The sequence below is a fragment of the Acidovorax sp. GW821-FHT10A04 genome, from assembly GCF_059415825.1.
In genome coordinates, this window is record NZ_JBWKNZ010000019.1 from 1 (window position 1) to 20,263 (window position 20,263).

At 68.9% G+C, this 20,263-nt stretch carries 21 protein-coding genes and 1 pseudogene; 6 read left to right on the plus strand and 16 right to left on the minus strand.

Annotated features, from left to right (window positions below; all coding sequences use genetic code 11):
• Positions 1–138: 138 nt before the first annotated feature.
• Positions 139–1,584 (plus strand): sensor histidine kinase, encoded by a 1,446-nt coding sequence (locus tag AC07PF_RS28990; protein ID WP_494614216.1) that lies wholly within the window; start codon positions 139–141, stop codon positions 1,582–1,584.
• Between the two features lie 8 nt (positions 1,585–1,592).
• Complete coding sequence (locus AC07PF_RS28995) at positions 1,593–2,627, plus strand: Bug family tripartite tricarboxylate transporter substrate binding protein (RefSeq protein ID WP_494614217.1); 1,035 nt, start codon at positions 1,593–1,595, stop codon at positions 2,625–2,627.
• Positions 2,628–2,719: 92 nt separating this feature from the next.
• Here the strand turns inward: AC07PF_RS28995 and AC07PF_RS29000 are convergent, their stop codons facing one another.
• From AC07PF_RS29000 to AC07PF_RS29010, 3 genes are all read right to left on the minus strand, one after another.
• Positions 2,720–3,700 (minus strand): FHA domain-containing protein, encoded by a 981-nt coding sequence (locus AC07PF_RS29000; protein ID WP_494614218.1) that lies wholly within the window; start codon positions 3,698–3,700, stop codon positions 2,720–2,722.
• The gene (locus tag AC07PF_RS29005; RefSeq protein ID WP_145696048.1) at positions 3,697–5,166 is read right to left on the minus strand and encodes a S1 family peptidase; all 1,470 of its coding nucleotides are present in this window, start codon (positions 5,164–5,166) and stop codon (positions 3,697–3,699) included. Before AC07PF_RS29005 ends, AC07PF_RS29000 begins: the two co-directional genes overlap by 4 nt.
• Positions 5,167–5,254: 88 nt before the next feature.
• Complete coding sequence (locus AC07PF_RS29010) at positions 5,255–5,569, minus strand: hypothetical protein (protein WP_007859608.1); 315 nt, start codon at positions 5,567–5,569, stop codon at positions 5,255–5,257.
• Positions 5,570–5,643: 74 nt separating this feature from the next.
• Between AC07PF_RS29010 and AC07PF_RS29015 the strand changes: the two are divergent.
• The 3 genes and pseudogenes from AC07PF_RS29015 to AC07PF_RS29025 all read left to right on the plus strand — a co-directional run.
• Positions 5,644–5,763: pseudogene (locus tag AC07PF_RS29015) on the plus strand (tripartite tricarboxylate transporter substrate binding protein); the annotation flags it as partial.
• Positions 5,764–6,006: 243 nt separating this feature from the next.
• Positions 6,007–6,540 carry a hypothetical protein gene (locus AC07PF_RS29020; RefSeq protein WP_494609719.1) on the plus strand — a complete coding sequence of 178 codons (534 nt, stop codon included), beginning with the start codon at positions 6,007–6,009 and terminating at the stop codon, positions 6,538–6,540.
• 118 nt (positions 6,541–6,658) lie between these two features.
• Positions 6,659–7,375 (plus strand): DUF899 family protein, encoded by a 717-nt coding sequence (locus AC07PF_RS29025; RefSeq protein ID WP_494614219.1) that lies wholly within the window; start codon positions 6,659–6,661, stop codon positions 7,373–7,375.
• A 7-nt stretch (positions 7,376–7,382) separates the two neighbouring features.
• Here the strand turns inward: AC07PF_RS29025 and AC07PF_RS29030 are convergent, their stop codons facing one another.
• From AC07PF_RS29030 to AC07PF_RS29090, 13 genes are all read right to left on the minus strand, one after another.
• Positions 7,383–8,561 carry a P-loop NTPase family protein gene (locus AC07PF_RS29030; RefSeq protein ID WP_494614220.1) on the minus strand — a complete coding sequence of 393 codons (1,179 nt, stop codon included), beginning with the start codon at positions 8,559–8,561 and terminating at the stop codon, positions 7,383–7,385.
• A 71-nt stretch (positions 8,562–8,632) separates the two neighbouring features.
• Positions 8,633–10,144, minus strand: coding sequence for a M14 family metallopeptidase (locus tag AC07PF_RS29035; protein WP_494614221.1), 1,512 nt, complete (start codon positions 10,142–10,144; stop codon positions 8,633–8,635).
• Between the two features lie 60 nt (positions 10,145–10,204).
• Positions 10,205–10,417: a DUF2788 domain-containing protein gene (locus tag AC07PF_RS29040; RefSeq protein WP_007859622.1), complete on the minus strand. Its 213-nt coding sequence runs from the start codon at positions 10,415–10,417 to the stop codon at positions 10,205–10,207.
• Positions 10,414–11,256 carry a DUF2189 domain-containing protein gene (locus AC07PF_RS29045; RefSeq protein ID WP_494614222.1) on the minus strand — a complete coding sequence of 281 codons (843 nt, stop codon included), beginning with the start codon at positions 11,254–11,256 and terminating at the stop codon, positions 10,414–10,416. Before AC07PF_RS29045 ends, AC07PF_RS29040 begins: the two co-directional genes overlap by 4 nt.
• 75 nt (positions 11,257–11,331) lie before the next feature.
• Entirely contained in the window at positions 11,332–12,084 is a 753-nt protein-coding gene (locus AC07PF_RS29050; RefSeq protein WP_494614223.1) for an HAD-IA family hydrolase, read from the minus strand.
• 94 nt (positions 12,085–12,178) lie between these two features.
• Entirely contained in the window at positions 12,179–13,285 is a 1,107-nt protein-coding gene (locus AC07PF_RS29055) for a LacI family DNA-binding transcriptional regulator (RefSeq protein WP_494614224.1), read from the minus strand.
• The gene (locus AC07PF_RS29060) at positions 13,282–14,271 is read right to left on the minus strand and encodes a 2-hydroxyacid dehydrogenase (protein ID WP_494614225.1); all 990 of its coding nucleotides are present in this window, start codon (positions 14,269–14,271) and stop codon (positions 13,282–13,284) included. Before AC07PF_RS29060 ends, AC07PF_RS29055 begins: the two co-directional genes overlap by 4 nt.
• Complete coding sequence (locus AC07PF_RS29065; RefSeq protein ID WP_494614226.1) at positions 14,268–15,227, minus strand: sugar kinase; 960 nt, start codon at positions 15,225–15,227, stop codon at positions 14,268–14,270. Before AC07PF_RS29065 ends, AC07PF_RS29060 begins: the two co-directional genes overlap by 4 nt.
• Positions 15,224–15,967 (minus strand): sugar phosphate isomerase/epimerase family protein, encoded by a 744-nt coding sequence (locus tag AC07PF_RS29070; protein WP_494614227.1) that lies wholly within the window; start codon positions 15,965–15,967, stop codon positions 15,224–15,226. Before AC07PF_RS29070 ends, AC07PF_RS29065 begins: the two co-directional genes overlap by 4 nt.
• Before the next feature lie 54 nt (positions 15,968–16,021).
• On the minus strand, positions 16,022–16,801 hold the full coding sequence (locus AC07PF_RS29075; protein ID WP_494609709.1) for an amino acid ABC transporter ATP-binding protein: 780 nt from the start codon (positions 16,799–16,801) through the stop codon (positions 16,022–16,024).
• 25 nt (positions 16,802–16,826) lie between these two features.
• Positions 16,827–17,633, minus strand: coding sequence for a transporter substrate-binding domain-containing protein (locus tag AC07PF_RS29080; protein WP_494609708.1), 807 nt, complete (start codon positions 17,631–17,633; stop codon positions 16,827–16,829).
• A gap of 56 nt (positions 17,634–17,689) precedes the next feature.
• On the minus strand, positions 17,690–18,343 hold the full coding sequence (locus tag AC07PF_RS29085) for an amino acid ABC transporter permease (protein WP_007859633.1): 654 nt from the start codon (positions 18,341–18,343) through the stop codon (positions 17,690–17,692).
• Between the two features lie 9 nt (positions 18,344–18,352).
• Positions 18,353–19,024, minus strand: coding sequence for an amino acid ABC transporter permease (locus AC07PF_RS29090; protein WP_007859634.1), 672 nt, complete (start codon positions 19,022–19,024; stop codon positions 18,353–18,355).
• A 104-nt stretch (positions 19,025–19,128) separates the two neighbouring features.
• Here AC07PF_RS29090 and hemH point away from each other — a divergent pair, with 104 nt between their 5' ends.
• On the plus strand, positions 19,129–20,238 hold the full coding sequence (gene hemH, locus AC07PF_RS29095; RefSeq protein WP_494614228.1) for a ferrochelatase: 1,110 nt from the start codon (positions 19,129–19,131) through the stop codon (positions 20,236–20,238).
• Positions 20,239–20,263: the final 25 nt, after the last annotated feature.

Here is a 20,263-nt window from a genome sequence, read left to right on the forward strand (position 1 = left end):
CTTTTCTTTGCCTACTTTCTTTTGGCGACGCAAAAGAAAGTAGGTGCGCCGCCGGGCGCACATCCCGGCCTCCGCCCCAAAAACAAGAACAGAAGCCACCACAGCACAGTGCCTCAACACCATTCGAGGCACGACTGAATGGCCTCGCACCTCCGCAATAGCCCGTGGAAGAACCTGCGCCGCACCAGCCTCTGGCGCCTCCTGGCCCTCCTCCTCCTCCCCGTCCTCGCCCTCGTCACCTGCGTGGAACTGTGGATGACCAGGCACGACGCCCTCGAAGCCGCCAACGCCGCCTACGACCGCTCCTTGCTGGGCGCCCTCAAGTCCATAGACGCCAACATCTCCACGGCCTCCGGCGGCCTGTCCGCCGAACTCCCCTACACCATGCTCGAATTCTTCGAGCTCACCGCCAGCGGCCACGTGTACTTCCGCGTAGCCTCGTCCGACGGCCTGGTGGAACTGGGCAACGCCGACCTGCCCCTGCCCCCGGGCACGCTGGAGCCCGGCGTACCCCGCTTCTACGACGCCACGTACTTCGGTGAATCGGTGCGGCTGGCCGCCTACCGGCGCAACGTCGATGCCACCGACACCGCGGTACCGGCCACGGCCGACGGGCAGCCCGGCAGCGTGCTCGTGCAGGTGGCCGAAAGCACGCAGTCGCGCCAGGAGTTCACGCGCCGCTTCGTGCAGCGCGCGGCCCTGCGCGATGGGCTGGTGCTGGCCCTCATGGTGCTGGGGGCCGCTGCCACGCTGGCCATGGCGCTGCGCCCGCTGTCACGCCTGGCGCGCGGCGTGCAGGAGCGCAGCCCCGACGACATGACCCCGATTGCCGACACCGACCTGCCGGCCGACATCCGCCCGCTGGTCGCGGCGGTCAACGGGCAGATGGCGCGCACCCAGGCGCTGGTGGCGCAGCAGCGGCAGTTCCTGGACGATGCCTCGCACCAGCTGCGCACGCACCTGACCACGCTGCAGATGCAGATCGACTACGCGCGCCGCGAGCCCGACCCTGCCCAGGTGCAGGACGCCCTGGCCGCCATCGGCGGCGAGATCGCGCGCGCCACGCGCAGCACGCAGCAGCTGCTGGCCCTGGGCCGCAGCGACACGGCCGCCGTGGAGTACGCGCCTTTTGACCTGGCCGCGCTGCTGCGCACCGTGGCGCTGGAGCTGCTGCCGCAGGCGCGCGCCAAGCAGATCGACTTCGGCATCCACACCCCCAACGCCGCCACCACCCCGGAATTCATGGCCGTGGCCGACAGCGGCCTGCTGCGCGAGGCGCTCACCAACTTGGCCGCCAACGCCATTGCCTACACGCCCGCGCACGGCACCATCACCCTGTCGGCCGCGGGCGATGCCCTGGGCTGGAGCGTGAACGTCGAGGACAACGGCCCCGGCATGGCGCCCGAGGAGCGTGCTGCGCTGGGCCAGCGCTACCGGCGCGGCTCGCAGGCGGCGGCCGGTGGCTCGGGCCTGGGCCTGGCCATCGCGCGCTCCATCGCCGAGCGACACCGCGGCGCGCTGCGGCTGGAGGCACGGCCCAGTGGCCCGGGCCTGCTCGCGATATTCTGGTGGCCCAAGCCATGATGGTCTCCATGCCCTCCTCTGCCGACACCCTGCACGCCCGCGTGCCCTCGCGCCGCCATGTGCTGGCGACCCTGCTCGGCGGCATGGCCACCGGCGCGCACACCACCGCGCAGGCCTCCGATGCCAGCACCGAGCCCGGCGAATGCGTCGCCCCGTCCAAGCCCGGTGGCGGCTTCGGGCTCACCTGCGGGCTGGCGGCCGATGCGATCCAGGCCGTGCGCCCGGGCCGCACGCCGCTGCCCACGCGCTTTCTTCCCGGTGGCATCGGCGCCGTGGCCTTCGACCAGGTGGCCACGGGGCGCCTGGGCGGGCCGGGCACGCTGGTGGCGTTTTCCAGCGGCTCGCTGCTCAACATCGCCCAGGGCCGCTTCGGCCCGCACCCGGTGGGCGCCGTGCGCTTCATCGCCACGCTGGGCACCGACTACGGCGTGATCGCCGTGCACCGCGATGCCCGCTGGCAGAACCTGGCGCAGGTGACGGCGGCGCTGCAGCGCGATTCGGCGCGCGTGGTCTTTGGCGCGGGCGGCACCATCGGCAGCCAGGACTGGATCAAGGCTGCGCAGTTGGTGCGCGCGGCGGGGCAGGACCACAAGAAGATGCGCTTCGTCGCCTTCGAGGGCGGGGGCGAGGCGCTCAAGGCCCTGCGTGGCGGGCACCTGGACATCTTCACCGGCGACGCGGCCGAAGCCATGCAGGCGGCGGCCCAGGGCATGCCGCTGCGCTTTCTGGCCGTGCTGGCACCCCAGCGCCTGCAAGGCCAGCTCGCCGGCCTGCCCACCGCACGCGAGCAGGGTATCGACCTGACCTGGCCCACCGTGCGCGGCGTGTACATGGCCGCCACCACACCCGACGCCGCCGTGCGCGCATGGACCAGCGCCTTCGAGCAGGCCCTGGCCGCCCCGGGCTATGCGGCCCTGTGCAGCCGCTACGGCCTGTACCCCTTTGCGCGCACCGGCGCGGCGCTCGAAGACTTCGTGCAGCGCAGCCTGCAGGACTACCGGCGCATGGCCCAGGACCTGGGGCTGCGCACCTGGCCCCGTTGATCCGTTGTTCCGTTGACAGGGCGGGCGGCGTCTTGTCGTGCTGCCTGCGACGCAGCCTGGCCTGAACCGCTTCGCTATTTTTTTACCCGCTCCTATTCGTCCTCCGCCTGACCGTCATCACGCAGCCGGCGATCCAGCTTGCCACGCAGCGACTCGGTGTCTTTCAGGAACTGGTCCACGGGCACAGCGGGGGCCACGCGCAGGCCTGGCGGGAACAGGCTGCTCATGTACAGCCTGTTCGACAGGCGCATGTTGTTCAGCCACTGCGCACCCAGCCACGACGGCAATCCCAATGCCACCAGCGCAGCCAGCGTCCAGGCCAGACCCACGCGGCGGCGCGGCAGCACCGTTGACAGGTGGGCATACAACGCCCCCGCCAGCGGCAGCACCACCAGCACATTGGCAAACCGCGAAACCGATTCCAACGAGAAAGTGAATGCCACCAAGTTCACCACCAGGTGCACCGCATCCACTGCCAAGGCGGCAGTGCAGGCGATGCGCACATGGCGCCAGAACCGAAGCTGGCCGCCGAACACCTTGCTGGCCACCGCCCATACGCCCGACCATACGCCCAGGCTGGCCAGCAGGCCAAGCACCGTGCCAGGAACAGACTTCAGATACTGCGACGCGTCCCGGGCCTCCAGCCACGCCGACCCCAATGCCGCAGCCAGCACCAGCAGCATGAGCGCTGCCGTGGTGGCCACCGTGCTCCATGGAAACTGGGGCAGCGCCTGTTCGTCGGCGATGGGGGCATCGGCCAGGCGCAGCGTGACGTGGGTGTGGCCCAGGTCGATCGGAGTGCCGCCCGGCCAGTCGAAGCGCTCGCCCTGGGCGTAGTGCTTGCGCTGCAGGCGTGCGCCATTGCGGGTGTGCAGGACCTCCACCTGTACCGCGCGCGGGGCATCTTCCAGGCGGTCGATGCGCAGGTGGGCGGGCGCGACGAACGGATCATCGAGCACCAGGTCACAGTCCAGCCCCCTGCCCACCGTCACGGGCCAGCGGGTGACGGGGGCGCGTGCCAGCAGTGCGCCGTGGCGGTCAAAGGCTTCGATGAGGCCGAGGGTGGGCATCATGGTGCAGCCTCCCAGCGAAACGCCTTGAGGTAGTGGTTGGCCAGCTTCATGCCGTTGTCAAAAGCGATGCCTTGCACGTCCAGGCGGCCCAGGATGCCTTGCGTGGGCTGGTTGACCGAGGCTGTCAGCACCGTCATGTTGTACAGGCCGGGCAGCTTGCGGTAGGCCGACATGCAGACCACCGCCCGCAGCGGCAGGCTGCCGGAGTCCACAAAACGTTCGCTGCATTCAACGGCTGTCTGGTGGCGGTTGCCACGCGTCTGGAAGCGCTCGTTGGCAAAGCTTTGCGAGAACACCCGGGCAAACCGCGCCGCGCCCAGGGTGGGGGCGTTGTAGGCCTCATAGGCCAGGCGCACGGTGCCGGTGCTGTAGTCGCCGGCCACGACATCGCTGTCGGCCTGGCACTGCGTGCGTTCCAGGTTCAAGCCCGGAAAGTTCGGGTCGCGCCCCGATCCCCAGCACCGCGCCAGCGCGTCATCGGGCACCGGCACCCGGTAGTTGCCGTGGCGTTGCTCACGAAAGGGCGCTTTCAGAAACCGCTCGGTCAGCACCTGCTGGTGCCCTGTCAGTTGCCTTGTCATCTCCGCGTACGCGGGCTGCGTGATGGGCTCTGCGCTGGCCGCGCGCTGCACCAGCACCTGTGCAAACTCGGCGGGGATCAGGAAGCTGACCTGCTCGCCATCGAGCCGCTTGGCCACGTTGACGCCCAGCACCCGCCCCGCATCGTCCACCGAGGGGCCGCCGCTCATGCCGGGGTTGAGCGTGCCGCCAAAGAAAATCCGCGGATAGAAGCTGCGCCGCACCAGCCCGTTGTAGGTGCCCTCGGTGACGGCAAAGCCGATATCCAGCGGGTTGCCCAGCGAGTAGATGCGCTCGCCCTGTGCCAGGGCCTCTGCGGCGGGCCGAAAGCCCAGCACCGGCGCCGCTGCAGTGCGGGCCTTGGCGCGCAGCACCGCCAGGTCGCGCTGCACGTCGAACACCAGCAGCTCGACCTCGCCCTCCTGCCCCTCCATCGTGACGTACACGCCGCGGTAACGCTCGGGCTCCAGCGCCAGCTGGCTGGCCACATGGAAGTTGGTGACGATCAGGCCGTCCGCAGAGACAAAGAATCCTGAGCCGATCGACGCCTGGGTGTCGGCATTGCGCAGCAGCGTGCGGATCTGCACCAGTTTGTCGCGCGACAGCTCATAGATGCGCCGGGCATCGCGGGACAGGGGTGCAGCGGCACCGGCCGCCGCTGCTGTCGCCGATGCGGCCGCACTGCTGTCCACCGGCTCGACACCCGCTGCTGCGGGCGGCATCGCCTTGGATGCCGGTGCCGCAGGCGATGCCGCGCCTGTGGCGCGAATGGCGGGCGCGGTGGCATTCGCAGGGTGGGGTGCATTCTGGGCGTGGGCCACAGCACAGGCCAGCACAACAAGGGGTGCGGCGGCAAGCCGCAGCAGGCAGGTCAAAAGCAAAGGCATCGCGGTATTCTATGAACGCGCCCAGCCTGGGGCGCGGCAGAGCGCGACCAGTGGCGCGCCCGCCAGGTGCGCCGCCTGTTGACCGCCCTTACATGCTCCCCAGAGCGCCCAGCAACCTGGCGCTCACCTCGGCGGCATCGGGCGCGTCGAACTGCATGTTGTGCTGGTCCGTCAGCGGGCCGTGGCCCGGCTCCATGCCTCCGGCAGCGCCGTAGCCCATGGCCTTGAACTTCCAGGTCCCACCCACCTTTTTGAGCGAGCCCACATGTGCGCCAGTGGCCGTGTGCACGGCCACCACGGCGGCGTTGACGGGCAACAACTGCAAGGGGCCCGCCACGGGGCCGGGCGGCACGTGGAAGAAGGTGGGTTTGAAGCCAGGCGGCTGGGGCGGACTCAGGGACATGGGGTGTTTGTATCTCAAAACGCGTACCCCCCACCTGCGACCCGGAAGCTTGCGCCGCAGATACCAGGCACGCCCTGCCCGGCGGCATCGGCGCCGTTGCGTTCGGCCAGATGGCCACGGGCCGCCTGGGCGGGCCGGGCACGCTTGTGGCCTTCTCCAGCGGCTCGTCGCTGCTCAACATCGCCCAGGGCCGCTGCGCAGCTGGTGCATGCCGCAGGGCCTGTGGGCTGGTTGTTTTTTTGGTTGACACAACGGGCCGCTGCAATCCCCCATTTGTGTGAATTACTGCGCACTTACCAAATAGTAAAAGTCTGCAACCGCGCGCCAAATCGCCGATGCGTGTGGATACTGGCGTCTCCACAAAAACCGGCTCAACGACGAAGGGAGGCCAGGGCCCACAGGCCCCGGCTGGATCGCTCGTGATGTGCCCGACCACCATGAAATCCTGGATCGCCACCCTGTGCCTGGCTGCGGCCTCGGCCCTTGCCACCACAGCTGCCTGTGCCGCCACGTTCACCATTCCCGATGCGGGCGTGTCCTTCAATGCGCCCGAGGGCTTTACCCAGCTCACCGCGGAAGAGATCGGCAACAAGTACCCGTCCAACCGCGCGCCCAACTTCGTGGTGGGCAATGCCCGCCGCACGACCACCATCGCCTTCGACCTCAAGCCCCAGGGCCTGCCCAAGGACAAGCTGCCCCAGGCCAAGGCCTCGTTCGAAACCCTGTTCGACCGCATCATTCCCGGCATCGAGTGGAAGGAAAAGAAGCTCCTGGACATGCAGGGCCAGCAGTGGATCTACTTCGAGATGACCTCGCGCGCCATCGACACCGACATCTACAACATCATGATGGTCACGCCCCACCGGGGCAAGATGCTGGTCTTCAACTTCAACTCCACCAAGAGCGAGTTCCCGGCGGTGGAGAAGGAGTTGCGCAAGAGCCTGCAGACGATTGCGGTGGCGGGCGAATAAACAGCCCAGACCCTGCGCGGGGCTTGCCAGACAGGCGGGCGTTTCTCCTACCCGCAGCCACCTGGCATGGCGGCATAGTCAACAGTCCATCGGTCCATGGCGGCCCGGGAGAGCGACGATGACGACGAATGCCGAAACCGCATTGAAGCCAGCCGCGCAGCTGGCTCAACAAGCCAAGACCCCCTTCCCCGGAGCCTCGGCGGAGTACGAGTCCGCCCGCCAGGCCCTGCTGGCCGAAGAGATCGAATTCCGCCGCCACATGACGCGCTTGGTCGCGCAGCGCCAGGCATTGCCGCCAGGGCCGGTCATCACCAAGGACTACCGCTTCAAGGACGAGCAGGGCTTCGAGGTGGGCCTGGCCGACCTGTTCGGCGACAAGAACACCCTGGTCACCTACTTCTGGATGTACGGCCCCCAGCGCGAGCGCCCCTGCCCCATGTGCACCAACTGGCTGGGCGCGGTCGAGGGCAATGCCGCCGACATCAAACAGCGCGTGGCCCTCAAGATCCTGGGCCGCTCGCCGGTGGAGCGCCAGTACGCCTTTGCGCAGGAGCGCGGCTGGCGCGACCTCAATTTCGTGCAGACCATCGGTGACGACTACGCGAAGGACCTGGGCATCCTGATGGACGATGGCAGCGAGTACCCCGCACTGGTGGTCTTCCAACGCGACGGCAAGGGCCAGGTGCGCCTGTTCTGGGCCAGCGAGATGACTAAGGAGATGGCCGACCCGGGCCAGGACCCGCGCGACGCGCCGGACATTGCGTCGCTGTGGTCCATCCTGGACCTGACGCCCGAAGGACGGCCCGCGGATTGGTACCCGAAGCTCAAGTACTGAGCCGCCCCTACGAGCTGGCAGGCACCGGCGCTGCTGCGGGCCCCGCCAGCATCCTGCGCTCGCGCCACGCCTGCTGCACAAACGGGTCCGTCACCGCATAGGTGCCATGGCCCTTGCGCACGATGAGATTCGCGTCGCGCAGTTCTTCCGACACGCGCTGCACCTGGTCGGCCGTGACCTCGCGGCCTACGGTAGCGGTGTATTCGGCCAGGGCGTCGGTGGTGAACAGGCCGCTGGCATCACCCTCGACGCGCGCCACGCGGTCGAAGATGGCGCCGGCCAGCACGCCCAGGTCTTCGAGCTTGCGCAGCTCCACGTCGGCCGCTGCGCCCTTGAGCGTGGAGGCGATCACCGGCAGCAGATGGTCGGCCTCGGCCGGGTCTTCGCGCTGCAGCTGGCGCAGTGCACGGATCAGCTCTTCGGGCCGGCGGCCCAGCAGGTTGAAGGCGTCTGTGGCCACGGGCAGGCTGGGCAGCACGGGTGCGCCCTCCTCGGCAATGCCCTGCAGCACATAGGCCACGTAGTCGCCATCGAGCGTGGGGTATTCCACCGAGGTGGCACCGGCAAAGGCATGCTTGCCCTGCAGCGTCATGCCCACCACCTGGGCGCGGTGCGAGCCCGTGCCGATGAACAGGAAATGCCCGGGGGTGTCGGGCCGCGGGTTGATGGCATCGCGCGCGGCCTTGATGGCCAGCAGCATCTGCGCGCCATCGTCGCCGGCCAGGGCCTGCTGCACCTCGTCGACGATCAGCACCAGATCGGTCTGCGCCAGCTCGATCACCTCGGTGAGCGCCTGGGCCAGCGTGACCCCGCCCTTGGCGCCTACATCATTGAGTTGAAAGCCGAACTTGAAGCCCGCCGCCCCCACGTCCAGCCCCTTGAGCCGCGCCAGCCGGCCCAGCACGCCGGAGCCCGGCGACTGCAGGTCCGCCAGCGCACGGCGGATGGCCGCATGCACCAGCGTGGCCGGGTCGGCCTTGGTGTCGGCCCACAGGTCGACATAGATCACGATGGCGCCGCGCGCCTCCAGCGCCGGGATCAGGTCCTGGCGCAGAAAGGTGGTCTTGCCGGTGCGGCGCAGGCCCGACAGGAAGAGCCCTGAGCGCAGCCCCTGGTCGAGCAGGCCGGGCTCCAGCAGCTGTTTGGCCATCTGCTCGGCCAGTGCGGGGCGGTGGAAAAGGTCCATTTGGCTTATTTTAGTCAAATCCAATAATTAGCACAAATGACTAAATCACCCTAAAACGAAATCCAGCAGGCTTACACCGCCACCACCACCCGCCACACCGGCAACTCCGCCCCTGCCACCGGCTCGGGCACGATGCCATTGGCCACCACGCCATCGTCGCTCTCGGCCTCGCAGGCCACCACCGCAATCGCGCCGTAGCGCTGGCTCGTCGTCACCACGCACCAGCCTTCTGGCAGGGCACGCTGCGCGCGCTCGTGGCTGGCCGTCCAGTGGGTGCTGGCCTGGGCTTCGAGGATGGCGGGGCCGGGCTCGGCCACGGGCTGCTGCATCACGGGCACCTCGACCTCCAGCACCGTGCCGGCCGCCACGGGCGTGGCCCGCAGGCCGTGGCCCTGCAGCCAGTCGGCCACGGCCTGGGGCATGGCGTAGGCCCAGGGGCGCCGCACGGTGGCCGTGGGCACGAAATGGGCGTAGTGCGGCACCTGCACGCTGACGGGGCCGCCGGTCAGGGTGTAGGGCTCGCGCGTGAGCACCTCCACCGTGGTACCAGGGATCGCCTCCAGCGCGTAACGGATGGCGATTTGCTGCGGCGGTTCGGCGCAGGCGGCGAGCAGGTCGACGATCTCCTGGCCGTTGGCCGCGGCATAGACCAGGGCCTCACGCAGCACGGCGTAGGTTACCTCCACGCGCTCCTGGTAGCTGATGTACGAGTACGCCTCCAGCAGCACGTCGAGCCGGTTGGTCAGCCCGCGGTAGTTGCAGCCAAAGCGCGGGTGGTGGGTGTAGGTGATCCAGCCCTGGCCCTGGCCGCCCTCGTCGCGCACGAAGTTGCCGTACCAGAAGGTGTCCAGGCCCTCGGTGCGCTTCACCGCGGCCTGCACGGCGGGCATCATGCGCTCGCGCATGTAGGCCACGGGCTCGGCGCGGCCCGTGTGCTCGGTGTGGGGGATGTCGTAGGTCAGCGCAAAGCGGTGGATGGAGCCGTTGGTGGCATGGCAGTCCAGCGTGAGGTGCGGGTTCCAGGGCTGGCACACGCGCTGCTGCAAGAGGCGCATCTCGCTCGCCTGCTGGCGCATGTAGTCGCGGTTGAGGTTCACGCCCGCGGCGTTGGTGCGCGTGCCCACCAGGGCCGGGCCGTCCTGCCCGCGCAAGTGGGCGATGTCCAGCGGCCGGTTGTCGGCGCTCATGCGGTCGTTGCCGTCGGGGTTGAAGAGCGGCACCACCACCAGCACGGTGCGCGCGAGCAGTTCGTCGCCATGGTCGCCGCGCAGCAGGTTGCGCACCAGCATCAGCACGCCCTCCTTGCCTTCCACCTCGCCGGCGTGGATGCCGCACAGCATCAGCACCACGGGCAGGCCGCTGGCCTGCGCGGCCTCGGGCGTGTGGTGGCCCTGGGCCGACAGCACCAGCAGCGGCAGCTGCCGTCCTTCGGGCGAGGTGCCGAAGTCGGTGATGTGCAGGCGCTTGTCGCCCAAGGCCGCCAGGCCCTGGACATAGGCCATCACGTCGGCGTGGGTGGAGGTCTCGGTGTAGCCGCTGGTTTCGGCACGCGTGAGCAGTGGGGTGGTCGTGGGTAAGGACATGGAGCGGATCTTAGAACCTGTTCGACCCACCGCACCATCACCACTTTGTCGCAAACGGTCTCATCGCTCCAGCCACCACTGGATGACCACCTTGGCCAGAAAGCCGATGAACCCTACGCCCAGCCCCAGGAACAGCACGAAGGTGCCGAAGCGCCCGGCCTTGGACTCCCAGGCCAGCTGGCCGATGATGAACAGCATGTAGGCGATGAAGGCGCCCACCCCGTAGGTCAGGAAGAAGCCCGAGATCTGCGCCTCGGTAAAGCCGAAGATCATGGCCGTCGCCCCGCTCCCTGCCCGCCATCACGCCCCGGCAGGCCCGAGGCATCCACCAGGTCGCGGTAGGCATGCCAGCTCGCATGGCCCAGCATGGGCATCACGGCGATCAGCCCGAGCAGCAGCGACGCCAGGCCCAGCAAGGTGAAGCCCAGGATCAGCGCCGCCCACAGGGCCATGGGCAAGGGGTTGGCCAGCACCGCCTGCCAACTGGTCAGCACCGCCTGGCGCAGCGTGGCACGCCGGTCCAGCAACAAGGGGATGGCCACCACGCTGGAGGCGAAGATGGGCGCCGCGAGCAGGCTGCCCAGCGCCAGCCACAGCGCGAACAGGCTACTGTCGGGCGCCAGCACCACGTGGTGCATGAAGTCGAGCGGGGTGCGCACGGGCACCGGCGCCAGCAGCGTGATGAGCGCCGCCGAGGTGATGACCCAGCCCGTGGCCGCCAGCGCCAGCAGCAGGCCGAACTGCACCAGGCACCAGTAGCCATGGTCGCCCCACTTGGCGGGGTGGCTGTGCTGCCAGTCGAGCCAGGTGCGGCGCACCAGGGCCAGGTTGGCAGGCTCGCCGCGTTCCAGCGCCCGGCTCAGTGCATACAGGCTGGTGGCCAGCACCGGCGCCACCACCAGAAAGCCCGACAGCGCCCCGGCCAATAGCCAGAAGCGGTGGTGTGCAATAGCCAGCAGCGCGCCACCGAACAGCGCCACCGCCAGGCCATGCGCAAAGCTGAGCCAGCCGGTGCGCACCATGTCGCGCCAGGCCAGTGCCAGCCAAGCCAGCGGCTGCAGGAGACCGACGTTGCGCACGGGCGGCAGAAAGGGGCGGGGCGTTGGGCGCATGGTGCCCAAGTCTCGCGCGCAGCCGCAAGGCGCGCCTTGATCTGCGACAAGAAAACGCCGCAGTGGCGCCGGCGCTCAGCGGGGCGGCTGGGCCAGGGCTACGGGGATGGCCTTGAGCAGCTCGCTGATGGCCGCAAGGCTGGCCACCGTGGCATGCGGCGGCTCACCGTGCTTGTCATGGGCCCAGGGGTGGTTCGGCGTGTTGAGCCAGATGGCCTGCATGCCGGCGGCCAGCGCCCCCTGCACGTCCAGCGCGGCATCGTCGCCCACATGCAGCACCTCGTGCGGCTGCACCTGCGCGGCGCTGGCGGCGGCATGGAAGATGCGCGCATCGGGCTTGGCGATACCGAAGGCGGTGGCGCTGATGCTGGCCTTGAAGTAGTGGCCGATGCCGATGCGGTGCACGTCGGCATTGCCGTTGGACAGGGCCACCACCGGGTAGCGCGCAGCCAGAAAGGCCAGCGTGTCGTGCGCATCGGCGAACAGCTCCACGCGCTGGCGCTCGGCAAAGAACAGCTCGAACGCGGGCTCGGCCAGCGCAGGCTCATCACCGGCCTGCGTGAGCGCCAGGCGAATGGATTCGCGGCGCAGCGCGCTCAGGTCGTGCAGCAGGTCGGGCCGCAGGCTCACCATCTGGTTGCGGATGGCGCGCAGCGATTCGGTGCTCGAGAACAGCGTGGCCGTGGCGGGCGCGTGGTCGGTCAGCCACTGCAGCAGCACGGCCTCGGCCCGGGCAATGGTGGGCCAGATGGGCCACAGCGTGTCGTCCAGGTCGATGGTGATGGCGCGTATGCGCGAGGTATCCAGGGAAAGGGCAGAAGCGGACATGGCAAGGCACACAGGAAGTTAGTGGCCGAGAAGCACGGCCTGCAGCCAGTCGGCCGGTTGCTACCAAGGATACCGCAGCCATCCGGCCGCGGCATCAACCGGGTTTCCGGGCGGTGGCCACCGCCACGGACGAGCCCCGAACCACCAGCCTGCCGGGCAGCAGCCGCTCCCGCGCGGGCGCCTGCAGGCCCTGCATGCGCTCGATGAGACACTGCGCAGCACAGCGGCCAATGGCACCCGTGGGCTGCGCCACCGTGGTCAGGCCCGGGCCGATCAGGGGCGCCCATTCGGGGTCGTCGAAGCCGACAAAGCCGATGTCGGCCCCAAAGCTCCAGCCCAGCCGCACCATCGCTGCCGCCACCCGCAGCGTGACCACGGAATTGCCCGACACCACGGCACCGCGCGCGCCTTTACCCCGCCGCGGGCCCAAAGCGCGCAAGGCGGCGTCCAGCACCTCGTCCGACGCATCGGCCAGTTCCACCACCGAGCCCCGCACGCCCGGCCCGTGCGACGCCACGCACTGCGAGAACGCGGCCGCGCGCTCCAGGCGCGAACTCACGCCGGCCAGCGGCTGGGTGATGTACAGCAGGTCGCTCCAGCCACCGTCGATCAGATGCGTGCAGGCGCCGCGCATGGCGTCCTGGTTGTCGAGCGACACGAAATCGGCCTCCAGGCCGGCGTGCCGGCGGTCCACCAGCACCGCCGGCCGGCCGTGCAGGGAGTTGAGTTCGGCGTGCCCCTCGTCCTGCCCCTGGGTGTTGAGGATGAAACCATCCACCTGGTAGCTCGCCAGGGCGTCGATGGCGCTGCGCTCGCGCTGGCGGTCATTGCCCAGGTTGAACAGCATCACCAGGTAGCCAGCCTCCTGGCAGGCCTCTTCGGCCCCGCGCAGCACGGCCACCGAGAAGGGGTTGGTGATGTCGGCCACCACCAGGCCGATCAGGCGCGAGCGCCCATGGCTGAGTGCCTGGGCCATGGGGCTGGGCACATAGCCGAGCTGGGCGATGGCAGCCTCGACCCGGGCCGCGATGTCGGGGCTGAGCAGGCGCTCGCGGTGGTTGAAGAAACGCGAGACGGTTGCCTTGGACACGCCGGCCGCGGCTGCCACGTCGGCAATCGTGGGCCGGTCTCGGCCAGCCGCATCGACAGGGGCGGCGGCAGGCGCCTTGGCAGTGGGTGCGCGCGGCTTGCTGCTGCTCATGCGCCGATTGTCCCGTACACCGCGGCGGGCTTTTCGCCGGCCAGCGCCTGCAGCAGGTTCGTCACCGCCAACCGGGCCATGGCATGGCGCGTGCCATGCGTGGCCGAGCCGATGTGCGGCAGCGGCGTCACGCGCGGGTGGGTGCGCAGGGGCGAGGCCAGCGGCAGCGGCTCGGTGGCGAACACATCGAGCCCTGCGGCACGCAGCGTGCCATGGTCCAGTGCAGCCAACAGGTCGTCCTCGACCACCGTGGCGCCGCGCCCGCCGTTGATGAAGATGGCGCCCGGCTTCATGGCCGCGAAGGCCCGCGCATCCACCAGGCCGCGCGTGCTGTCCGACAGCGGCAGCAGCGCCACCACGATGTCCGCGCGCGCCAGCAGGTCGTCAAGCGGCACATGCTTGGCCCGGCCCAGCAGCGCGGGTGCCTGCACGGCCAGGTCCACAGGGCGGCGCGCGTGGTACAGCACAGGCATGCCAAAGCCCAGTGCCGCACGGCGCGCCACGGCCTGACCGATGCGGCCAAAGCCCAGCAGTCCCAACGTCTTGCCATGCACGTCGTGGCCGAACAGGTCTTCGCCGATGTTGCCATTCCAGCGGCCCTCGCGCACCATCTGCGACAGCTCCACCACCCGTCGGCAGGTGGCCAGGATCAGCGCGAAAACCGTGTCTGCCACGGTCTCATCGAGCACGCCCGGCGTATGGCACAGCACGATGCCCCGCGCCTGCAGGGCCTGCAGGTCGTAGTTGTCGACCCCCACCGAGATGCTGGAAATGGCCTGCAGCTGCGGCACACGCGCCAGCAGCTCCGCGGTGACAGGAAAGCTCGCGCCGATCAGGCCATGGGCCCCGGCCAGCGCGGCATCGAAGGCCGCGCGCTGCGCCGGCTTGCGCGGGTCGGCCACGGTCACCTCGTGCACCGCCTGCAGGCGCGCCAGCTGGTCCGGCGGCAGGTCGCGGAACACCAGCACCTGCTTGCGGGTCGTCATAGGCCGGCCTGCTCCAGCTCTGCGCGTGTAGGCAGCCCCTCGGTGTCGCCCAGCACCTGCACGGCGCGGGCACCGATCCAGGCGCCGCGGCGCACCGCGTCGGGCACGCTGTGGCCAGCCAGCAGGGCGCTGACCACGCCCACGGCAAAGCCATCGCCCGCGCCCACGGTGTCCACCACCTCGGCCACAGGGAAACCGGCCACATGGCCGGTGCCCGCCACGTCGCTGTCGAAGTACGCACCCTGCGCACCGAGCTTGACGACCACCAGCTTGGCGCCCCGCTCCCGGTAGAACCTGGCCACGCCCTCAGGGGTGGTCTCGCCTGTGAGGAACACGCCCTCCTCCATGCCCGGCAGCACCCAGTCGGCAAAGCGCGAAAGCTCGTTGATCCAGTGCCGCATCACTTCGGGCGAGGACCACAGCGTGGGCCGCAGGTTCGGGTCGAACGAGATCGTGCGGCCCGCGGCAAGCATCACCTGCAGCGTGCGCAGCGCCGCCTGCAGGCTGGTCTCCGAAATGGCAGCGAACACGCCCGTGGCATGCAGGTGGCGCGCGCTGCGCAGCCAGGGTTCGTCCACATCGGCCGGGCCCATCTGGCTCGCGGCCGATCCCTTGCGGTGGTATTCGACCTGGGGGTCACGCCCATCGGTCACGCGCTCCTTGAACTGGAAGCCCGTGCGCTGTGTGGCATCCGAGGTCACATGGGAGCAGTCGATGCCCTCGGCCTGCATGGTGGCCAGCAGCGATCGGCCCATGGAATCGGTGCCCAGGCGGCTGGCCCAGCCCACCTTCAGGCCCAGGCGCGCCAGGCCGATGGCCACATTGGTCTCGGCCCCGGCCGTGCGCTTGTGAAAGCCCGTGGCATGCTCCAGCGGCCCGGGCTCGTTGGCCACCAGCAGCAGCATGGCCTCGCCGAACAACGCCACGTCGAAGGCGGTTTCCTTGGCTGCGCTCATGCCTGCCTCCGTGCATCGCGGATCACGGCCAATTGCGCGCGTGTCACCGCCGCCAGGTCATCCCCGATCAGCGGGTACTCGATGGCGTGCGGCACGTCCGCCGGCAGCGCCCGCAAAATGGCGCGCCAGGGCGCCACCGAATCGGCCAGCGGCACCGCCACCCATTTGCCGGGCAGGCGTTGCACGCCCTTGCAGTGCACATAGCGCACGCGGTGCGCCAGGGCCTGCGCGGCCTGCAGCGGGCATTCGCCCTGCCAGTGCCAGTTGCCCATGTCGAAGGTCATGCCCAGGTCCAGTCCGGCGCGCTCCTGCGCATCGAAAAAGGCGGTCATGGCCGACAGCGTGCCGGCCGTGGCGGTCTGGTCGTTCTCGATCACCAGCTCCACCGGTCCGCCCACCAGCAGTTCCTTGAGCCGCGCCAGCGAGCCATGCGATGCCGTACCGAAGCCGCCGATGGCCATCTTCAGCCGCGGCGCACCGAGCACGCGGGCCGCCGACATGCCACGCGCCAGGGCAGCTTCGTCCAGCGCGCCGTCTACCGTCCACAGCCCCTCGGGGCTGGAGAACACTGCCGCCCGGCCCGCCAGCGCGGCCAGTTCGTTCACCGGGTCGCGCAGCATCTCACCGCGCACCTCGACACCATCGGCACCGGCCTCGCGGGCAAGGTCGGTGCACCACAGCTGGCCATGGCGCCCCACTTCGGCCGCGCCGAAGGAAGACAAAGAAATAAGGAGCTTCATCGACTGCATTTCTCGTTCATGCCCGCGCGCCGCGGCGCGGATCACCACCGCAGCTCAGTGCGCCTGGTGGGAGCTAAGGATCTGGCCCAGGAACTGGCGGGTCTTCTCGTGCCGGGGGTTGCCGAAGAACTCGGCCGGCGGCGCCTGCTCGAGGATCTTGCCGTCGGCCATGAAGATCACGCGGTCCGCCACGCTGCGGGCAAAGCCCATTTCGTGGGTCACGCACAGCATGGTCATGCCGTCCTCGGCCAGGCCGATCATGGTGTCCAGCACCTCCTTGACCATTTCGGGGTCCAGGGCCGAGGTGGGCTCGTCGAACAGCATCACCTTGGGGGCCATGCACAGCGCGCGCGCAATCGCCACACGCTGCTGCTGCCCGCCCGACAGCTGGCTCGGGTGCTTGTGCGCCTGCTCGGGGATGCGCACGCGCGTGAGGTATTTCATCGCCACCTCCTCGGCCTCGGACCGGCCCATGCCGCGCGAGCGCATCGGCGCCAGGGTGCAGTTCTCCAGAATGGTCAGGTGCGGGAACAGGTTGAACTGCTGGAACACCATGCCCACCTCGGCGCGCACGGCATCCACGTTCTTGCCACCAGCCGTGAGGTCGATGCCATCCACCTCGATGCGGCCCTTCTGCACGGCCTCCAGCCGGTTGATGCAGCGGATCAGGGTGGACTTGCCCGAGCCCGAGGGGCCGCAGATCACGATGCGCTCACCGGCGCGCACCGACAGGTCGATGTCGGTCAGCACCTGAAAGCTGTCGAACCACTTGTTGACCCCCTCCATGCGGATGATCGGCGGCGTGCCGGGGGCGGTCGTGACTGCGTCCGTCATGGCAGGAATCTCCCGTTCCTTGTATTTATTGCAGCTTGGGCAGATCGGTTTCGAGCCACTTGCGATACAGCTTGTTGAGTTCGCCATTGGCCGTGTTGCGCGCCACGAAATCGTCCATGGACTTGTGCAGCTCTTCCTGGCCGGGCCGCATGGCGATGCCCATGGCCTGCTGCAGCAGGTTGAACTTGTTCTCGAAGGTGTTGGCCGGCACGCGCTTGGCGATCTGGGCCGCCACGGTGACCGAGCAGCCGATGGCATCGACCTGGCCCGAGATCAGCGCCTGCATGGCCGAGGCATCGTCGTCAAAGCGGCGGATCTCCGTGCCTTCGGGTGCGGCCTTGGTGACGGCCACGTCCTGGGTGCTGGCGCGGGCCACGCCCACGCGCACGCCCTTGAGGTCGGCCGCACTCTTGATGGCGCTGCCGGTCTTGCCGTACAGCACGATGGTGGCCGCCGCATAGGGCTGCGAGAACTGCACCTGCTTGGCGCGCTCGGGCGTGATGGCCAGCGAAGCCACCAGCACGTCGACCTTGTTGGTCAGCAGGAAGGGAATGCGGTTGGGGCCCGTGACGGGCACGAGGTTGACCTTGACGCCCAGGTCCTTGGCCAGCAGCCTGGCGACGTCGGCGTCGTAGCCATCGGGCTGGTTCTGCGCGTTGGTCGTGCCATAGGGCGGAAAGTCCACCAGCATGCCGATGGTGATCTCGCCCTTCTTCTTGATGTCGGCCACGCTTTGCGCGGACGCCAGCGGCGCGAAGGCCGTGAGCATGGCGCCCAGGCCCAGGGCGGCCAGGGCAGCGGTGGTGGTGCGGCGGTACAGCGAAAAAGTCATGGCATGTCTCCTGTGGGTTGTATGGAATGCGCGCTCGAAAATGGCAAAGGGGGACATCACCGCGCCAGCGCCCGGGCGCGCTTGCGCTCCATGCGCGCGGCCAGCAGCGACAGCGGCCAGCAGATGACGAAATACAGCGCTGCCACGGTGGTGAACACCTGCAGCGGCTGGAAGGTGGCGTTGTTGATGATCTGGCCCGCCCGCGTGATCTCGGTGAAGCCGATGATGGCGGCCAGCGAGGTGCCCTTGATGATCTGCACCACATAGCCCACCGTGGGCGGCAGCGCGATCTTGAAGGCCTGGGGCAGCACCACGAAACGCATGCGGGACACATAGTTCAGGTTCAGGGCCTGCGCCGCCTCCCACTGCCCGCGCGGAATGGCCTCGATGCAGCCGCGCCAGATCTCGCCCAAAAAGGCCGCGCTGTTGAGCACCAGCGCCATCCCCGCGGCCAGCCAGGGGTTGATATCGAGGCCCAGCACCGGCGCACCGAAGAAGATCAGGAACAACTGCAGCAGCAGCGGCGTGCCCTGGAACACCTGGATGAACAAGGTGGCGGCCCAGCGCGCGGCAGCGCTCTCGGACGTGCGCGCCAGCGCCACCAGCAGCCCCAGCAGCGAGCCGCCCACGAAAGCCATGGCCGACAGCGCCAGCGTCCACTGGGCGGCCTGCACGATGAACCAGAACTCGGAAACTCCAAAGGTGCGCATGGACGGTCCTCAGCGGCGGTCGGGGTAGTTGAGCGTGCGCTGGTAGATCAGCTTGAACAGCCCCGAGAACGACACGGCCAGCGCCAGGTAGATGGCGGCCACGACGATGTAGATCTCGAAGCTGCGAAAGGTCTGCGACTGCAGGTTGGCCGCCACCGAAGTCAGGTCGTCGGCCGAGATCACCGACACCACGGCCGAGCTGAGCATCAGCAAGATGAACTGGCTGGTGAGCGCCGGGTAGATGGCCTTGAGCGCAGGCTTGAGCACCACGAACCGGAAAATCTCCCAGGGCTTGAGGTTCAGCGCCTTGCCCGCCTCGATCTGCCCCTTGGGAATGGATTCGATGCCTGCGCGCACGATCTCCGCCGCATAGGCGCCCAGGTTCACCACCATCGCCGTCAGCGCCGCCGTGTAGGGCGACCAGCGCAGGCCGATGGCCGGCAGCGCAAAGAAAAAGAAGAACAGCTGCACGATGAACGGCGTGTTGCGGATCAGCTCGATGTAGGCATTGATGAGAAAGCGCAGCCAGGCCGGCCCCGAGGTCTTGCCCCAGGCGCAGGCAATGGCCACCACCAGCCCCAGCACCGTGGCGGTGAGCGAGAGCTGCACGGTGATCCAGGTGCCCTTGAGCAGCAGGGGCCACGCGGCAAAAACGGATTCGAACTGGAATTGGTAATTCACGGCGCAAGTCTATGAAACCGGTTTCAGACATGCACGAGGGATTTCCCGGGGAGGCGCCAAAACCTTCTGCGGGTAGGCGCCAGGTGACTGGGCCACAATGCCGCATGCGTTTTCAAACCGAACCCCCTTTCACCCACGGCCAGCCCGAACGCACCGCCATCCTGCTGTGCAACCTGGGCACGCCCGACGAGGCCACGGCCCCGGCGGTGCGCCGTTACCTGGGGCAGTTCCTGTCGGACCACCGCGTGGTGGAGATCCCCAAGCCCGTGTGGCTGCCCATCCTGCACGGCATCATCCTGCGCACGCGGCCGGCCAAGTCCGCCGCCAAGTACGCCAGCATCTGGACCCAAGACGGCTCGCCCCTGGCACTGTGGACGGCCAAACAGGCCACACTCTTGCGCGGCTGGCTCGGCGAAGCCGGCCACCCGGTGCTGGTGCGCCATGCCATGCGCTACGGCAACCCGTCCATCGCCAGCCAGCTCGACGCGCTCAAGGCCGAGGGCGCCACGCGCATCCTCATCCTGCCGCTGTACCCGCAGTACTCGGGCACCACCACCGCCAGCGTGTTCGATGCCGTGTACGCCTGGGCCGCACGCACGCGCCATGTGCCCGAGCTGCGCTTCGTGAACCGCTACCACGACCACCCCGGCTACATCGACGCGCTGGCGCGCAGCATCGAGGCGCACTGGAAGGCCAACGGCCAGCCCGACAAGCTGGTGATGAGCTTCCACGGCGTGCCCGAACGCACGCGCACGCTGGGCGATCCCTACCACTGCGAAAGCCTGAAGACCGGCCGCCTGCTGGCCCAGCGCCTGGGCCTGCGCGACGACCGCTATGTGCTCACCTTCCAGTCGCGCTTTGGCAAGGCCAAGTGGCTCGAGCCCTACACCCAGCCCACGGTCGAAGCCCTGGGCAAGGCCGGCACGCGCCGGGTGGACGTGGTCTGCCCGGGCTTCACCAGCGACTGCCTGGAGACGCTCGAAGAGATCAACATGGAGGTGCGCGAGGCCTTCCTGCACGCTGGCGGCCAGGAGTTCCACTACATCCCCTGCCTGAACGACAGCAGCCACTGGATCACCGCGCTGAGCCGCATCGCCCAGCAGCACCTGGCCGGCTGGCCCACCGAACCCGATGGCGCCGCCGCCCAGGCCGATGCACGCGAGCGCGCACAGGCTGGCGGTGCACCCAAGGGCCCGATGCCGCCGGGCCGCTGACGCGCCCCTGCCCCGCCTTTCCTTC

What these genes read in the sequence shown, in the direction of transcription:
- AC07PF_RS28990 (WP_494614216.1), top strand. Translation starts at nt 139, where the DNA reads ATGGCCTCGCACCTCCGCAATAGCCCGTGGAAGAACCTGCGCCGCACC.
- AC07PF_RS28995 (WP_494614217.1), top strand. Translation starts at nt 1,593, where the DNA reads ATGCCCTCCTCTGCCGACACCCTGCACGCCCGCGTGCCCTCGCGCCGC.
- AC07PF_RS29000 (WP_494614218.1), bottom strand. Translation starts at nt 3,700, where the DNA reads ATGATGCCCACCCTCGGCCTCATCGAAGCCTTTGACCGCCACGGCGCA.
- AC07PF_RS29005 (WP_145696048.1), bottom strand. Translation starts at nt 5,166, where the DNA reads ATGCCTTTGCTTTTGACCTGCCTGCTGCGGCTTGCCGCCGCACCCCTT.
- AC07PF_RS29010 (WP_007859608.1), bottom strand. Translation starts at nt 5,569, where the DNA reads ATGTCCCTGAGTCCGCCCCAGCCGCCTGGCTTCAAACCCACCTTCTTC.
- AC07PF_RS29020 (WP_494609719.1), top strand. Translation starts at nt 6,007, where the DNA reads ATGAAATCCTGGATCGCCACCCTGTGCCTGGCTGCGGCCTCGGCCCTT.
- AC07PF_RS29025 (WP_494614219.1), top strand. Translation starts at nt 6,659, where the DNA reads ATGACGACGAATGCCGAAACCGCATTGAAGCCAGCCGCGCAGCTGGCT.
- AC07PF_RS29030 (WP_494614220.1), bottom strand. Translation starts at nt 8,561, where the DNA reads ATGGACCTTTTCCACCGCCCCGCACTGGCCGAGCAGATGGCCAAACAG.
- AC07PF_RS29035 (WP_494614221.1), bottom strand. Translation starts at nt 10,144, where the DNA reads ATGTCCTTACCCACGACCACCCCACTGCTCACGCGTGCCGAAACCAGC.
- AC07PF_RS29040 (WP_007859622.1), bottom strand. Translation starts at nt 10,417, where the DNA reads ATGATCTTCGGCTTTACCGAGGCGCAGATCTCGGGCTTCTTCCTGACC.
- AC07PF_RS29045 (WP_494614222.1), bottom strand. Translation starts at nt 11,256, where the DNA reads ATGCGCCCAACGCCCCGCCCCTTTCTGCCGCCCGTGCGCAACGTCGGT.
- AC07PF_RS29050 (WP_494614223.1), bottom strand. Translation starts at nt 12,084, where the DNA reads ATGTCCGCTTCTGCCCTTTCCCTGGATACCTCGCGCATACGCGCCATC.
- AC07PF_RS29055 (WP_494614224.1), bottom strand. Translation starts at nt 13,285, where the DNA reads ATGAGCAGCAGCAAGCCGCGCGCACCCACTGCCAAGGCGCCTGCCGCC.
- AC07PF_RS29060 (WP_494614225.1), bottom strand. Translation starts at nt 14,271, where the DNA reads ATGACGACCCGCAAGCAGGTGCTGGTGTTCCGCGACCTGCCGCCGGAC.
- AC07PF_RS29065 (WP_494614226.1), bottom strand. Translation starts at nt 15,227, where the DNA reads ATGAGCGCAGCCAAGGAAACCGCCTTCGACGTGGCGTTGTTCGGCGAG.
- AC07PF_RS29070 (WP_494614227.1), bottom strand. Translation starts at nt 15,967, where the DNA reads ATGAAGCTCCTTATTTCTTTGTCTTCCTTCGGCGCGGCCGAAGTGGGG.
- AC07PF_RS29075 (WP_494609709.1), bottom strand. Translation starts at nt 16,801, where the DNA reads ATGACGGACGCAGTCACGACCGCCCCCGGCACGCCGCCGATCATCCGC.
- AC07PF_RS29080 (WP_494609708.1), bottom strand. Translation starts at nt 17,633, where the DNA reads ATGACTTTTTCGCTGTACCGCCGCACCACCACCGCTGCCCTGGCCGCC.
- AC07PF_RS29085 (WP_007859633.1), bottom strand. Translation starts at nt 18,343, where the DNA reads ATGCGCACCTTTGGAGTTTCCGAGTTCTGGTTCATCGTGCAGGCCGCC.
- hemH (WP_494614228.1), top strand. Translation starts at nt 19,129, where the DNA reads ATGCGTTTTCAAACCGAACCCCCTTTCACCCACGGCCAGCCCGAACGC.